Source organism: Arthrobacter sp. WCS2018Hpa-7, from assembly GCF_031843805.1.
GTDB lineage: Bacteria > Actinomycetota > Actinomycetes > Actinomycetales > Micrococcaceae > Arthrobacter.
Genome location: NZ_JAVTJB010000016.1, coordinates 26,739 through 40,785 on the forward strand (window position 1 = coordinate 26,739; position 14,047 = coordinate 40,785).

Here is a 14,047-nt window from a genome sequence, read left to right on the forward strand (position 1 = left end):
GTTGTTTTTGCCACACCTGCCATAGAAACGGATACGTACCCGTGGTCCTTCGCCTTTCCCAGTTATTCCTGCGCACCCTGCGTGAAGATCCCGTTGACGCTGAGGTCGCCAGCCACAAGCTCCTGGTCCGCGCCGGGTACATCCGCCGCGCAGCACCCGGCATTTATACGTGGCTGCCGCTGGGACTGAGCGTCCTGCGCAAGGTCGAAGAGATCATCCGCCAGGAAATGTCGGCCATCGGCGCCCAGGAAGTCCACTTCCCGGCGCTGCTGCCCCGCGAGCCCTATGAGGCCACCAACCGCTGGACCGAATATGGCGACGGCCTGTTCCGCCTCCAGGACCGCAAGGGCGCGGACTACCTCCTTGCCCCCACGCATGAAGAAATGTTCACGCTCCTGGTGAAGGACCTGTATTCCTCGTACAAGGACCTGCCGCTGAGCCTCTACCAGATCCAGAACAAGTACCGCGATGAAGCACGTCCGCGGGCCGGCCTCCTCCGTGGCCGCGAGTTCATCATGAAGGATTCGTACTCTTTCGACATTGACGACGCCGGTTTGGATGCCAGCTACGCCGCCCACCGCGCCGCATACCTGAAGATCTTCGAGCGCCTCGGCCTGGAAGTCATCCCTGTTGCGGCTACCGCGGGTGCCATGGGTGGCTCCAAGAGTGAGGAATTCCTGTTCCCCACCGAGATCGGCGAGGACACGTTCGTGCGTTCGGCCGGTGGCTATTACGCCAACGTCGAGGCCGTGACAACTGTCGTCCCGGACGAGATCGATTTCAGCAGCGCACCGGCCGCCCAGGTACTGGACACCCCGAACACTCCCACCATTGATACTTTGGTGGCCGCAGCCAACCAGTTGGCTCCGCGCAGCGAGGCCGACGGCGGCGCCTGGACTGCCGCTGACACGCTCAAGAACGTTGTCCTTGCCGTGACGCTGCCCACGGGTGAGCGCCAGATCGTGGTGATCGGTGTCCCCGGCGACCGCGGAGTGGACCTTAAGCGCGTGGAAGCCAACATCGGCTCCCACCTGCCGATTGCCGGCGAGATCGGCCTTGAGGCCGCCAACGAAGAGGACCTCAAGAAGCTGTCGTGGCTGGTCAAGGGCTACATCGGCCCCGGCCTGTCCCTGGATCAGCCTGTGCTGGGCCTCGAGGGCTCGTCCAAGGTGCTGTTCCTGGTGGATCCCCGTGTCGTCTCCGGCACCAGTTGGGTTACGGGCGCCAACGCCGAGGGCAAGCATGTCTTCGGGTTGGTCGCGGGCCGCGACTTCACCTGGGATGGCGTCATTGAAAGCACCGAGGTGCGTGCAGGCGACCCCGCCCCGGACGGATCCGGTCCGCTGGAAACCGCCCGCGGCATCGAAATGGGCCACATCTTCCAGCTGGGCCGCAAGTATGCCGCGGCCTTGGACTTGAAGGTGCTGGACCAGAACGGCAAGCAGCAGGTTGTGACCATGGGCTCCTACGGCGTTGGTGTTACCCGCGCAGTGGCTGCCTTGGCTGAAGCAAACCATGACGACCGCGGTCTCGTGTGGCCGCGCTCCGTGGCACCGGCGGACGTCCACGTGGTGGCCGTCGGCCGTGGTGATGACATCTTCGAGGCTGCTGAAAAGCTCTCCGCTGAGCTTGAAGCCGCCGGCCTGGACGTCATTTTCGACGACCGCCCGAAGGTTTCTCCCGGCGTGAAGTTCGGCGACGCCGAGCTGGTTGGCGTGCCCACCATCCTGGCCGTTGGCCGGGGACTTGTAGACGGCGTCGTGGAAATCAAGGATCGTCGCAGCGGCGAAGCCGAGAACGTTGCGGTGGACAAGGCCGTGGATTACGTGGTCAACGCCGTACGAAACCGGTGATTTCCGGCTTCGAATCAATCCAGCTCACCACGCTCATCCTGATTGTGGTGGCTGGATTCGCCGCCGGCTGGGTGGACGCTGTAGTAGGGGGCGGGGGACTGATCCAGCTCCCCGCCCTGCTGCTGGTTCCCGGCATCACGCCTGTGCAGGCTTTGGCCACCAACAAGATGGGGTCCATTTTCGGCACCACCACCAGCGCCGTCACCTACTACCGGCGCGTGGGGCCCGACCTCAAGACGGCTGTGCCCATGGCGGTCATTGCGTTGGCGGGAAGCTTCGGCGGGGCCATCCTGGCCGCTTCATTGCCGGCCAGCGTGTTCAAGCCGATCATCGTGCTGGCGTTGATCGCCGTCGCCATTTTCACTGCCCTGCGCCCGCGCGCCGGCGAGCTGACCGCCCTCCGCCACGACGGCCACAAGCATTACGTCGTGGCCTGTCTCATTGGCGCCGTGATTGGCTTCTACGACGGCCTGATCGGCCCCGGTACCGGCTCGTTCCTGGTGATTGCGCTGGTTTCGGCCATGGGTTACGCCTTCCTTGAAGCCAGTGCCAAGGCCAAGATCGTCAACATGGCCACCAATGCTGGTGCCCTGATCTTCTTCCTTCCCCATGGCTCCCTGTTGTGGGGTGTAGGGCTGGTCCTGGGTCTGGCCAACATGGCCGGCGGCTACCTTGGCGCGCGCACCGCCGTGGCCAAGGGGAGCGGTTTTGTGCGCGTTGTCTTCCTGATTGTTGTTGCGGCGTTGATCATCAAGCTCGGCATTGACGTCTGGAATGAGAACTTCGCTGCCTGATTTTCCCGCCGGCGTCAGATGAAGCTTCCGCTGGGATTGGCCAGCGACTTCAAACCGCGGACGACGGCGTGCGGCACCAAAGCGCTGGACGCCGGGTTTCCGGGGGATGCCTCGTTGGTGACGCTGATATCGAACGTACCCAGGCTGGTCTCCGCCACCACATGATGAGTCGTCTGGCGGGCGCCCGGATCTGCGATGAGCACGGCCTCCACCACGTCCCAGTTGCCCGCGGCCAAGGCAAGCGCGGACACCACGTTGGTGGACTTGGGGAAGGCCTTGATCAGCTCCGCAGGGCCACCCCGCAGAAGCTCCACGGGCCGGGTTGCTGCGAGGAGCCCCTCCTTGGTTTCCCCGTCCATCCACGGCTGCACCAGGGCGGCGGGCAGTTTCCGCGATTCCAGGGTGATGCGATGAATGGTTCCGCCGGCGCCGGCGGCTGTGATCGCGTCCAGTCCACCCAGCGCACCGGTGGTGAGGAACGTCCGGCCTGGACCGTCGTCGAGCAGTCTTGTCCGCAGTGACTCCTCGCACAAGGCGCCTATCGAGGTGACCAGCAGGTCCGTGCCTGCCGCTACGATGCGTGGGCCGAACTCCGCGACGGCGGCGACACCGGCGCACTCCACCACCACATCGGCCACTTTCATGGCGTCGTCGAAGCTGAAACCTGTGCCGGCGTTGCCGTGAGGCACAACTCCGGCGAGCCTCACGCCGGGGACAGTCCCGGCGTCGAGCAGTTCCACGATCCGCGAGCCGATGGCCCCGGACCCGATCAAGGCCACTGTAAGTGTCATGGCCTAGAGCGCCGTCGCGCCGGGATCGGGGAGCTCATGCGCCCGTGGAAGGCCCTCAAGCGTCCGGCCCGCGAGAGTGCTCGCAACCCACAAAGACCGCGCCAGGTCTCCGCCGTGGCGGGGAGTCCCCGCGTACCCCAAGGCATTGTCCACCTCGCGGGCAATGCTCCATTGCCGGGCAGCCTCGGGATCAAGCCCCGCGGCGACGCTGAAGTCATGGCAACGCTCCCGCAAGGCAGCCTCAGGGGCCGTCGGGGAGAGGTCCTGGATCCGGTTCCATAAGACAGGCGCCACAGCGAACTCGGCCTCACCAATCTGTGGTTGCGGGTCGATGGCCAGGTAGTCGCCACGGAGCTCCCGATCGCCGCTGGTGACAGCAAGGATGTTCATGAAATGAAGGTCCGTGTGGACCAGGACATCCGTCCCGGAGCGCCGTCCCACGGCGCCACGCGTCTGGCACACCTCAAGTGCCGCTTCCAGCAGCCACCTGGGAAAAGGCCGGTCCAAGCGTTCCCACTCCGCCGGCAGCTCATCGCTCCACCGCTCGGCAGTTGCGGCAACGTGGTCAAAAGCGCGCCACTCCAACCGCTCGTCCGGTTGGATGGAGAGCTGGCGCATGATGCTGCCCCAGGCGTCCATCGCATGATCCATAGGGGCGTCCTGGAGCCAATGGGAGGCATCCAGCCGTTCAAGGAGCATGGTGCAACTGGGAGCATCCGCTGCCATTAGGCGGACCGCACCGTGACCATCCCACAGTGCCAGGGCGTGGCGTTCCACCTGGGCTTCTTCGTGCGGGAAGGCGATCTTCAGGGCGGACGGGACGCCGTTCTGGAGGACGGGTACCACCAGGGCTCCATGGCCGTTCCATGGTTCGGCGCCTGGTGCGAGGTCAATTGAGAGCTGCCACCGATCGAGGGCGTCGGAGATAAGTCCCGGAAGGCTGGCCAGCCAGTCGCGTCCCGCGGAGTCGCGGTTGTACCGGGCGTGGAGGTCGCCCGGGATGGGAATCATCGCGTGAAGGGTCACGCGATCAGCCTAACGCCGAGGGAACCCGCGGTCCCTAGAAAACGCCGCTGGCACCCAAGAGCGTTCCAAGGGAGAACGTGGCGGCAAGGGCCAACGCGCCGCCCAGCACCACCCGGAAGGCCGCACGGAACCGGGAAGCGCCGCCGATCCAGGCACCAACAGCTCCGGTGATGGCCAGGGCAAGCAGGACCGCCACGAAGGTCAGCGGCACCCGGAGTTCCGGTGGAGGCAGGAGGATGGCCAGCATGGGCAGTATGGCCCCGAGGGTGAACGCCACCGCGGACGCCAACGCCGCGTTCCATGGGCTCACAATGTCAGCCTCGTGGATGTTCAATTCCGCAGAGAGATGGGCGGCGAGGGCATCGTGTTCCGTGAGCTCCTCAGCGACCGCCCGGGCAGTCTCCGCACTGAGCCCCTTGGATTCGTAGATGGCCGCCAACTCGTTGAGTTCGTCCTCCGGTTGCTCGGCCAGTTCGAGGCGTTCCTTCTCAATCAGCGCTTTCTGGGTGTCGCTCTGGCTGCTGACGGAGACATATTCACCCAAGGCCATGGAAATGGCGCCGCCCACCAGGCCGGCGGTGCCGGCGGCAAGAATGCTGCCGGTGCTGGTGGTGGCACCTGCCACGCCCACCACGATCGCAGCAACGGACACGATCCCGTCATTGGCGCCCAGGACCCCGGCCCGCAACCAGTTCAACCGGTGGGCCAAGTCATCCCGGTGGGGTTCGTTCTCATGCACGGTGGCGGTGTCTGTGGAAGCCATGCTCCAAGCCAAGCACCGGGTGGGGGTGTTGGCCAGCATGGCTAGGCTGGCCTATCCGGCGGGGGAAGGATTGGATCCGTTCGTGGTGGACCCGGTGGACGGTGTGGTGGAGGCGGAGCCCGACGCTGAGCCCGATGCTGAACCGGGCGTCGGCAGCGGCGGCAAGTCCCCGGCGTCGAGCGTCAGACCCGGCAGCGCAGGTATGTCTGCGCCCCACGCCAGGGCCCTGCGGGCAGCGGCCAGGAGGCTGTCCACCGCCCATGCCCGGGTCTCACCCGTGGACAGGGCAACCAGGTCCCCCAAGACCGGAAGAGCCGACGATTCCAGAGCGGCCAAGGCAGCGGCCGGGTCCTGCGCGAACTGTCCCGGAAGACGGTAGCCGGCTTCGCTGGCAGGTACGTCCCCGCAGTTGGCCCGTGTCAGGGCCTCCACTTGCTGGAGCAAAAGCTCGTGGGCCGCAAGGCCGCTGGCCGCGGTGCCGGCGGCCGCAGTATCCAGCCGTTTGAGCGCCACCTGGTACGCGTAGACCGCCTCCTGATGCGTCCGTACCGTGGCTGCCAGCGCGGAGTCGGTAGTGGCGGACGTTGGCTCGGGAGTGGGGCTGACGGACGGACAGGGTGCCGCCGACGGTGTGGCTGCGGGCACTTTGGACTTTGACGCCGAGGCATCCTTCGGGACCTGCAGCTGCCACGCACCAGCCAGCTTTTCTGCTGCCAATACATGGGAGGTTCCCACCGCGGCGAGGAGCCGGGCGATCCCGCCGTCGGCCTCGCCGGCGTCTGCCAGGCGCCGGGTTCCGCTCGCGGTCAAAGCGGCAACAAAAGCGGTACGTGTGGTGGTCTCTGCTGTGCCCGAAGGGGTCGCGGTGGCTGAGGGCGTTGCTTCCGACGGAACCAGGAGGGCGCGCGCCTGCGTTGTCAGCAAAGTCACAACGTCCTTGAGCGCGGCCTGTGCCGCGCCCTGGCCGGTGGACGAAGACAGGGCGGCGGCCGATTCGCGAAGCTTCAGGGTGTCCTCCAGTGCCCCCGCACGGGCCGCTTCGGAGAAGGGGACAGGCGGGGGAGTGCCGGAATCACGCGGAATAAGCACTATTCCGGTCCCTGCGACGAGCAATGCCACCACGGCAACCAGCAGGACCCGGCCCCAGGGTGGTGTTCGTCGTTTTTCGCTTGTCTGCCCGCTCACAACAGACCATGGTGTCACGTGGGCGGCAAAGTCCGTGCACCATGTTCCCGGGAAAATCGTTAGGCTAGTAGTCACAACAACATCTATCGGGAGGCGGCGGGCAACGTGAGTGACTCGGAAGCCACGACTTCAACACACCGTTCTGAATCAAACTCAACGGCCACCATCCACAACCCGGAAGAGAGCAGGCTTAAGGCGCTGCTTGAACCGGCTGTCCTTGCCAGCAGGCTCTACCTCGAGGATGTTTCCATCCACGTTGCCGGTTCACACCGCACCGTCCACGTCGTCGTGGACCTGCCGCAGGAGGAAACCGGCGGTGTCAGCCTTGACGCCATTGCGGAGGTCTCGCGCGGGCTGTCCGATATCCTGGACAACGATCCCCATGACGACGGACGCCCGTATGATCTTGAGGTTTCATCGCCTGGCGTCAGCCGCCCCTTGACCGAACCCCGTCACTGGCACCGGGCCCGCGGCCGCATGGTCCGGGTCAACGTGATCCAGGGTGACAACCTCCTGGGCCGCATCGCCTCGGTGCAGGAGGACAGCGTGACGCTGATTCCCGAGCACGAGGTCAAGAAGGGCATGAAGCCCAAGCAAGGCGACCCCATCACTATTCCTTTCGACAGGATCCGCCAAGGAAAAGTCGAGATTGAATTCAGCCACCTCCACGAGGCTGCGCTGGAAGACGAGCACAACGGACCTTCTGAGGAGGCCTAATGGATATTGACATGAGCGCACTGAGACTCCTGGAGCGTGAGCGTGAAATCCCGCTGGATCTCCTGATTCCCACCATCGAGCAAGCCCTGCTGGTGGCGTACCACAAGACGCCCGGCGCCTTCGAGAAGGCCCGTGCAGAGTTGGACCGCAAGAGCGGCCACGTGACCATCTGGGCCACTGAGATCGACGACGACGGCGAGCCCATCGGCGAGTTCGAGGACACCCCGGCCGGCTTCGGCCGCATCGCAGCCAGCACGGCTCGGCAGATCATCCTCCAGCGCCTTCGCGACGTCGAGGATGACAACGTGCTGGGCGAGTTCAAGGGCCGTGAAGGCGAACTCGTTGCCGGCATGATCCAGCAGGGCAACAACCCGCATATGATCCAGGTCAACCTGGGAGCCGTTGAGGCACTGCTGCCGCCGCCCGAGCAGGTTCCCGGTGAGAAGTACCTCCACGGAAGCCGGCTGCGCGCTTTCGTGGTGGACGTCCACCGTGGCGCAAAAGGTCCTTCCATCACGTTGTCCCGTTCGCACCCCGGACTGGTCCGCAAGCTGTTCGAAATGGAAGTTCCGGAAATCGCCGACCACTCCGTGGAGATCGTGGCGCTTGCCCGCGAAGCCGGCCACCGCACCAAAATTGCCGTCAAGGCCAACACCCCGGGCATCAACGCCAAGGGTGCCTGCATCGGTGAAATGGGTTCGCGCGTCCGGGCCGTCATGACTGAACTGAACGACGAAAAAATCGACATTGTCGACTTCAGTGACGACCCCGCAACCTTCATTGCCAACTCACTGTCGCCCTCGAGGGTGAATTCCGTCACAATCACGGACGAGTCAACGCGCTCGGCCCGCGTGGTGGTTCCCGATTACCAGCTTTCGCTGGCCATCGGCAAGGAAGGCCAGAATGCCCGGCTCGCCGCAAAGCTGACTGGCTGGCGGATCGATATCGTCTCCGACGCCGCTCCGGCGAAGGTCGACTAGGGGTTCAACCGGCGGCCATGCCGCCGGTTCCGCGCCGCGCTTGCGGCGCCCCTGGTTTCGGGAGTGCGGGGCCGGGGGGCTAGACTAGATGGAACCGGGCTTACGTCCGGTATCCGCGCGCTTTGGCGTGCCTCAGCTGCGTGTGCAGGACCGGGGCCCGTCGGGCGCCAGTAACGTAAGGCAGGTTGGACACGTCGTGGCTGAACTGCTTGAACACGGCCATGGGCCTGTTCGTACGTGCATCGGATGCCGGAAGCAAGGCTCCCGGTCCGAGCTTGTCCGGCTGGTCGCCCAAGGCAGCGGTTCTTCCGCCGTCCTGGTGGATGTCCGACGCCGGATGGCCGGCAGGGGTGCGTGGCTGCACCCCAGCGAAAAGTGCTTGGCATTGGCGATCAAGCGGCGCGCTTTCGGAAGGGCCCTTGCGGGCGCTGCCGAAACGGACGCCGTCGAACGTTACCTGATGCGGGGCACGCCACTTGTGGAGGCCCAGGCCTCCACGGGAAAACCGTCCAAACCTGAAAGCGGGTCAGAAAACTGATGGAAACCCGATGAGTTCCCAGCGATGAGTGCGTAACGATGACAACTTTGTTGCGCTCTGCAATGGGCCTTTCATTCGCGCAAGCGGCGAAGGCCCGCAGTAAGAAGTAGACGGTTCGTGCCTGGCTCGGTGCGGACCGAGACAGGAGAAATGTGGCCAAGGTCCGCGTACATGAGCTCGCCAAAGAGCTCGGTATTACTTCCAAAGATGCAGTAACCAAACTGCAGGAATTGGGCGAATTCGTTCGCTCCGCCTCGTCAACCATCGAGGCCCCCGTCGTGAAGAAGCTTCGCGACGCCTACCCGGGTGCCGGCGCTGCCAAGGCCGCCGCGCCCGCTGCAGCCCCCAAAGCTCCCGCAGCATCCCGTCCGGCAGCTCCGGCTCCGGGCCCCGCAGCACCGAAGGCTCCGGCCCCGGCACCTGCAGCCCCCGCTCCGGCAGCTTCGGCTCCGGCAGCACCTGCGGCCCCCGCAGCGTCCACTCCGGCAGCACCCGCGGCTCCTGCCGCATCCACTCCGGTTTCGGCCAAGCCCGGCGCCCGTCCTGCTCCCAAGGCAGAGACTCCGGCTCCGGCACGTCAAGGTGGCCAGGCTCCCCGTCCCGGTGGTCCCCGTCCGGGCAACAACCCGTTTGCTACCTCCCAGGGCATGCCCCGGGGCCGTGGTGGCGACGGAGATCGTCCGCCGCGTCCGGGCAACAACCCGTTTGCACCGTCCCAGGGCATGCCCCGAGGCGAACGCCGTAACGACGGCGAACGCCCCGGTGGTCCCCGTCCCGCTGCCGGCGCAGGCGGTCCCCGTCCTGCAGCAGGCACCGGTGGTCCCCGTCCGGGCGCTCCGCGTCCGGGTGCACCCCGTCCGGGCGCTCCGCGTCCCGCCGGCGGTCCCGGTGCAGGAAACCGTCCTACTCCGGGCATGATGCCCAACCGCACTGAGCGTCCGGCTCCTGGTGGCGCAGGCCGTCCGGGTGGCGCAGGCCGTCCCGGTGGCGGCCCCGGTCGTCCCGGTGGCGCACCCGGTGCAGGTACCGGTGGCGGAGCTCCCGCCGGCGGTGGCTTCGGTAAGGGTGGCCGCGGTCGCGGTGGTACCCAGGGTGCCTTCGGCAAGGGCGGCGCCGGTCGTGGCAAGCAGCGCAAGTCGAAGCGTGCCAAGCGCCAGGAACTGGAGCAGATGAGTGCTCCGTCGCTGGGCGGCGTATCGGTACCCCGCGGTGATGGCGAGACCATCATCCGCCTGCGTCGCGGTTCGTCCATCACGGACTTTGCCGAGAAGATTGACGCGAACCCCGCATCGCTGGTGACCGTGCTGTTCCACCTCGGTGAAATGGCGACGGCTACGCAGTCCCTCGACGAAGACACCTTTGGCCTGCTTGGCGCCGAACTTGGCTACAAGCTCCAGGTTGTTTCCCCTGAGGATGAAGAGCGCGAGCTGTTGGATCAGTTCGACATCAACATCCAGGATGAGCTCGACGCCGAAGGCGACGACGTTCTCGAGGCCCGCGCACCGGTTGTCACCGTCATGGGTCACGTTGACCACGGTAAGACCCGCCTGTTGGATGCCATCCGCAACTCGAACGTTGTGGCCGGCGAGCACGGCGGCATCACCCAGCACATCGGTGCCTACCAGATCAGCCACGTCCACGAGGGCACTGCCCGCGACATCACCTTCATTGACACCCCCGGTCACGAGGCCTTCACGGCCATGCGTGCACGTGGTGCCAAGGTCACCGATATCGCGATCCTGGTTGTCGCAGCCGACGACGGCGTTATGCCGCAGACGGTGGAAGCGCTCAACCACGCCCAGGCAGCCAATGTGCCGATCGTCGTCGCGGTGAACAAGATCGACAAGGAAGGCGCCAACCCTGACAAGGTCAAGGGCCAGCTGACCGAGTACGGCTTGGTTCCGGAAGAATACGGTGGCGACACCATGTTCGTTGAGGTCTCTGCCCGCCAGAACCTCAACATCGACGAACTGATTGACGCCGTCCTGCTGACGGCCGATGCCGCACTGGATCTGCGCGCCAACCCGGACAAGGACGCTCGAGGCATTGCCATCGAAGCGAACCTGGACAAGGGCCGTGGTGCTGTTGCTACCGTCCTGGTCCAGTCCGGAACCTTGGCCGTGGGTGACACGATCGTGGCCGGTACGGCTCACGGCCGCGTCCGTGCCATGTTCGACGAGAACGGCGAGGCACTCGATGTCGCACTGCCGTCCCGTCCGGTACAGGTCCTGGGCCTGTCCAACGTGCCGCGTGCAGGTGACACCTTCCTGGTGACCCCGGACGAGCGTACGGCCCGCCAGATCGCTGAGAAGCGTGAAGCTGCCGACCGCAACGCCGCACTGGCCAAGCGTCGCAAGCGCATCAGCCTGGAAGACTTCGACCAGGCCGTTGCAGAAGGCAAGATCGACACCCTCAACCTCATCCTCAAGGGTGACGTGTCCGGTGCTGTGGAAGCCCTCGAAGACGCCTTGCTCAAGATCGACGTCGGAGACGACGACGTTCAGCTCCGTGTCATCCACCGCGGTGTGGGTGCCATCACGCAGAACGACGTCAACCTCGCCACCGTGGACAACGCCATCATCATCGGCTTCAACGTCAAGCCGGCCGAGCGCGTTGCTGAACTTGCTGACCGTGAAGGCGTGGACATGCGCTTCTACTCGGTCATCTACGCAGCAATCGATGACATTGAGATGGCTCTCAAGGGCATGCTCAAGCCGGAGTACGAAGAAGTCCAGCTCGGTACTGCCGAGGTCCGCGAAGTCTTCCGTTCCTCCAAGTTCGGCAACATCGCAGGCTCGATCGTCCGCACGGGCATCATCCGCCGTAACACCAAGGCACGTGTCAGCCGCGACGGCAAGGTCATCGGTGACAACCTCACCGTTGAGACGCTCAAGCGCTTCAAGGATGACGCCACCGAAGTCCGTACCGACTTCGAGTGTGGTATCGGTCTTGGTTCCTTCAACGACATCACCGAAGGCGACATCATCGAGACCTTCGAAATGCGCGAAAAGCCGCGCGTCTAGGTTCCGTTTGGAACGGGTCCGTCGGGTAGCCCCGGCGGACCCGTTCCGTCCCCGTTTCTACTTTCCAGGAGGAAGTCATGGCTGATCCCGCACGCGCTGCCAAGCTGGCACAGCGGATTAAGGTCGTCGTCGCTGAGGCCCTCGGTCGTCGGGTCAAAGATCCGCGCGTCGAGTCCATCACGGTCACCGACGCCCGCGTCACCAACGACCTTCAGCACGCCACCATCTACTACACCGTCTTCGGTGACGAGGTAGCCCACGCTGATGCTGCCCGCGCCTTGGAGAAGGCCAAGGGTGTGCTTCGGCAGGAAGTTGGCCGCAACATCACCGTTCGGCTGACCCCGACGCTTGAGTTTGTTGCGGACCAAATCCCGGTCAACGCCTCGAACCTTGAGGAGTTGCTGCGCGAAGCCAAGCGTCGCGATGCCGAGGTAGCCGCTTTGGCTGCCAGTGCCAAGCACGCTGGCGAGGCCGACCCCTACAAGGGCGACGCCCCTGAGGACATCGACGAGGACGACTTCGACGAAGAGGACACTGACCTCTCCGGAGATAAAGAACTCGACGAAGACGCCAACCGCTAAAACCCCAGCGTTTTTGTTCAGCTAATGCCCCTAAGACTGCGTTTTAGGGGCATTAGCTGTACTCAAACTCGTTAGGATCAGTGCATGTCGGCGCACACTGCTCAGCAACGTGATGAATATCTGAACCGTGCCATCCACCTGGCGGTACAGAACGTTTCCGACGGCGGCGGTCCCTTCGGCGCCGTCGTGGTCACCCCGGACGGAACTGTCCATGAGGGGGTCAACCGGGTCACCCGTGACCATGACCCCACGGCCCATGCGGAAGTCGTAGCCATCCGCCGGGCCGCTTCCGCAGCACAACGGTTCGACCTCACAGGGTCGGTTCTTTACGCCAGCTGTGAGCCGTGCCCCTTGTGTTTATCGGCCGCGCTCTGGGCCAGGATCGGCCATGTCTACTTCGCAGCCGACAGGCATGGTGCCGCCCGGGCCGGCTTTGATGACGCCGTGTTCTACGAATATTTCGCCGGAGCCAGGCCCGGGCTGCTGCCGGTAGAGCACGCTGCGTTGCCCGCGTCAGGTGAACCCTTCGAGGCTTGGCTCAACCACTCCCGCCGTACGGCCTACTAAGGCCGGACTGCAGCCTGCCCGGGCGCCCAATTCCTGAAGTCCCCGGCGGCTAGTCCCCGGCAACTAGACCTTGGCCGGGAGCCGGCCGACGCCGTCGAGCAGGTCCTGTTGCCCGCCACAGAGGGCAATCCTGATCCACCCTTCACCGATTGAGCCGAACGCCGTTCCCGGCGCGAAGGACACCCCGGCGTCAGCTAGGAACTTTCGCACCCAGGTGCGGACATCGCCGTTGGTGACATGGGAGACGTCGGCCCACAAATAGAACGCACCCTGCGCGCCCAGGTACGGAATTCCTTTCCCCGACAGCACCGCTGAGGCCGCGTCCCGGTTGCTCCGGTAGTGGTCGCGGGCGTGGGAAACATAGTCCTGGGGGCCTGTGAGTGCGGCCAGCGCGGCGTACTGGGAGGGCGACGCGACGCAGGAAACGATCGACTCCATGACGTTGTTCATCTTCTGTTCCAGTCCTGGAGGGCAGACCAAGGCGCCGATGCGCAGGCCGGTGAGTCCATAGGTCTTGGACAGCGTCAGGGAGGTGAACACCCGGGCTTCACCGGGAACGTCGCTGTCGTAGCGGGCTGGACTGACATGGGGGACATCGAACGTGAAAGCCTCATAGCACTCGTCCGAAATGATCCAGAGGTCGTGCCGCACTGCCAGCTCCACGAGGTGGCGCGTGGCTTCTTCGCTGATGACCGCGCCCAACGGGTTGGAGGGGGAGTTCAACATCAGCACCTTGGTCCGTGGCGTAATGAGTGCTTCGATGTCCTCGATGTTGGGCTGGAAGTCGTTCTTTGGGTACAGCGGGTACTCCACCGGCACTGCGTGCAGGAGGCGGCTGGTCATGGCGAAGGTGGGGTAGCCGGGATTGGGGATGAGGATCTCGTCACCTGGAGCCAGCAGGAGGCTCATGGCGAAGTGCAGGCCCTGCTGAGCGCCGTCCACCACATAGACCCGCTCTGCGCCGATCTGCACGTGCTGCTGTTCACGGAAGCGCGCTGCGAAGGCTTCACGGAGCGCGGGAATCCCGGCGTTCGGTGTGTAATTGGTCTCATCCCGGTCCAGGCAGGCAATGCCTGCGTCCAGGACGTGCCGAGGCAGTGCAAAGCCCGGCTCGCCGATGCTGAGGACGATCGCTCCGGGGGTGGCCCAGGCGGCTTCGGTGATCTCGCGGATCTGGTTCACGGGGACGTCGCGGACATGTGCGGCAAGCTCAGGCATGGGAGCCATCC

General features: G+C 65.0%; 14 protein-coding genes. 8 read left to right on the forward strand and 6 right to left on the reverse strand.

Annotated elements, in window-relative coordinates:
* The first annotated feature begins 41 nt into the window (after positions 1 to 41).
* Both RQH14_RS16305 and RQH14_RS16310 read left to right on the forward strand, forming a co-directional pair.
* A complete protein-coding gene (locus tag RQH14_RS16305) occupies positions 42 to 1,853 on the forward strand; it encodes a proline--tRNA ligase (RefSeq protein WP_311214206.1) in 1,812 nt (603 codons plus the stop codon).
* Positions 1,850 to 2,647: a TSUP family transporter gene (locus tag RQH14_RS16310; RefSeq protein ID WP_311214207.1), complete on the forward strand. Its 798-nt coding sequence runs from the start codon at positions 1,850 to 1,852 to the stop codon at positions 2,645 to 2,647. The genes RQH14_RS16305 and RQH14_RS16310 overlap by 4 nt, the downstream gene beginning before the upstream one ends.
* Positions 2,648 to 2,661: 14 nt before the next feature.
* On the opposite strand, the gene RQH14_RS16315 is transcribed toward RQH14_RS16310, so the two are convergent.
* From RQH14_RS16315 to RQH14_RS16330, 4 genes are read right to left on the reverse strand one after another with little or no spacing between them, the layout of a single operon-like run.
* Positions 2,662 to 3,438 (reverse strand): aspartate dehydrogenase domain-containing protein, encoded by a 777-nt coding sequence (locus RQH14_RS16315; RefSeq protein WP_311214208.1) that lies wholly within the window; start codon positions 3,436 to 3,438, stop codon positions 2,662 to 2,664.
* A gap of 3 nt (positions 3,439 to 3,441) precedes the next feature.
* Positions 3,442 to 4,449: an aminoglycoside phosphotransferase family protein gene (locus RQH14_RS16320; protein WP_396136320.1), complete on the reverse strand. Its 1,008-nt coding sequence runs from the start codon at positions 4,447 to 4,449 to the stop codon at positions 3,442 to 3,444.
* Positions 4,450 to 4,498: 49 nt separating this feature from the next.
* Positions 4,499 to 5,227 carry a VIT family protein gene (locus RQH14_RS16325; protein ID WP_311214210.1) on the reverse strand — a complete coding sequence of 243 codons (729 nt, stop codon included), beginning with the start codon at positions 5,225 to 5,227 and terminating at the stop codon, positions 4,499 to 4,501.
* A 51-nt stretch (positions 5,228 to 5,278) separates the two neighbouring features.
* Positions 5,279 to 6,412, reverse strand: a complete 1,134-nt coding sequence (locus RQH14_RS16330) for a DUF4439 domain-containing protein (protein ID WP_311214211.1) — start codon at positions 6,410 to 6,412, stop codon at positions 5,279 to 5,281.
* A 105-nt stretch (positions 6,413 to 6,517) separates the two neighbouring features.
* Here RQH14_RS16330 and rimP point away from each other — a divergent pair, with 105 nt between their 5' ends.
* On the forward strand, positions 6,518 to 7,129 hold the full coding sequence (gene rimP / locus RQH14_RS16335) for a ribosome maturation factor RimP (RefSeq protein ID WP_311214212.1): 612 nt from the start codon (positions 6,518 to 6,520) through the stop codon (positions 7,127 to 7,129).
* Positions 7,129 to 8,109, forward strand: coding sequence for a transcription termination factor NusA (gene nusA / locus RQH14_RS16340; protein ID WP_089594374.1), 981 nt, complete (start codon positions 7,129 to 7,131; stop codon positions 8,107 to 8,109). The genes rimP and nusA overlap by 1 nt, the downstream gene beginning before the upstream one ends.
* 100 nt (positions 8,110 to 8,209) lie before the next feature.
* Here nusA and RQH14_RS16345 read toward each other — a convergent pair whose 3' ends face one another.
* Positions 8,210 to 8,473 carry a hypothetical protein gene (locus tag RQH14_RS16345; RefSeq protein ID WP_311214292.1) on the reverse strand — a complete coding sequence of 88 codons (264 nt, stop codon included), beginning with the start codon at positions 8,471 to 8,473 and terminating at the stop codon, positions 8,210 to 8,212.
* Between RQH14_RS16345 and RQH14_RS16350 the strand changes: the two genes are divergently transcribed.
* From RQH14_RS16350 to RQH14_RS16365, 4 genes are all read left to right on the forward strand, one after another.
* Positions 8,393 to 8,647: a YlxR family protein gene (locus RQH14_RS16350; RefSeq protein WP_311214289.1), complete on the forward strand. Its 255-nt coding sequence runs from the start codon at positions 8,393 to 8,395 to the stop codon at positions 8,645 to 8,647. The genes RQH14_RS16345 and RQH14_RS16350 overlap by 81 nt on opposite strands.
* A gap of 152 nt (positions 8,648 to 8,799) precedes the next feature.
* Positions 8,800 to 11,670, forward strand: coding sequence for a translation initiation factor IF-2 (gene infB / locus RQH14_RS16355; protein ID WP_311214213.1), 2,871 nt, complete (start codon positions 8,800 to 8,802; stop codon positions 11,668 to 11,670).
* 77 nt (positions 11,671 to 11,747) lie between these two features.
* Positions 11,748 to 12,251 (forward strand): 30S ribosome-binding factor RbfA, encoded by a 504-nt coding sequence (gene rbfA / locus RQH14_RS16360; protein ID WP_089594377.1) that lies wholly within the window; start codon positions 11,748 to 11,750, stop codon positions 12,249 to 12,251.
* 84 nt (positions 12,252 to 12,335) lie between these two features.
* Positions 12,336 to 12,818: a nucleoside deaminase gene (locus tag RQH14_RS16365; RefSeq protein ID WP_311214214.1), complete on the forward strand. Its 483-nt coding sequence runs from the start codon at positions 12,336 to 12,338 to the stop codon at positions 12,816 to 12,818.
* A gap of 63 nt (positions 12,819 to 12,881) precedes the next feature.
* Here the strand turns inward: RQH14_RS16365 and RQH14_RS16370 are convergent, their stop codons facing one another.
* A complete protein-coding gene (locus RQH14_RS16370) occupies positions 12,882 to 14,036 on the reverse strand; it encodes a pyridoxal phosphate-dependent aminotransferase (protein ID WP_311214215.1) in 1,155 nt (384 codons plus the stop codon).
* Positions 14,037 to 14,047: the final 11 nt, after the last annotated feature.

What these genes read in the sequence shown, in the direction of transcription:
- RQH14_RS16320 (WP_396136320.1), bottom strand. Translation starts at nt 4,449, where the DNA reads ATGATTCCCATCCCGGGCGACCTCCACGCCCGGTACAACCGCGACTCC.
- RQH14_RS16325 (WP_311214210.1), bottom strand. Translation starts at nt 5,227, where the DNA reads ATGGCTTCCACAGACACCGCCACCGTGCATGAGAACGAACCCCACCGG.
- RQH14_RS16315 (WP_311214208.1), bottom strand. Translation starts at nt 3,438, where the DNA reads ATGACACTTACAGTGGCCTTGATCGGGTCCGGGGCCATCGGCTCGCGG.
- RQH14_RS16370 (WP_311214215.1), bottom strand. Translation starts at nt 14,036, where the DNA reads ATGCCTGAGCTTGCCGCACATGTCCGCGACGTCCCCGTGAACCAGATC.
- rbfA (WP_089594377.1), top strand. Translation starts at nt 11,748, where the DNA reads ATGGCTGATCCCGCACGCGCTGCCAAGCTGGCACAGCGGATTAAGGTC.
- nusA (WP_089594374.1), top strand. Translation starts at nt 7,129, where the DNA reads ATGGATATTGACATGAGCGCACTGAGACTCCTGGAGCGTGAGCGTGAA.
- RQH14_RS16365 (WP_311214214.1), top strand. Translation starts at nt 12,336, where the DNA reads ATGTCGGCGCACACTGCTCAGCAACGTGATGAATATCTGAACCGTGCC.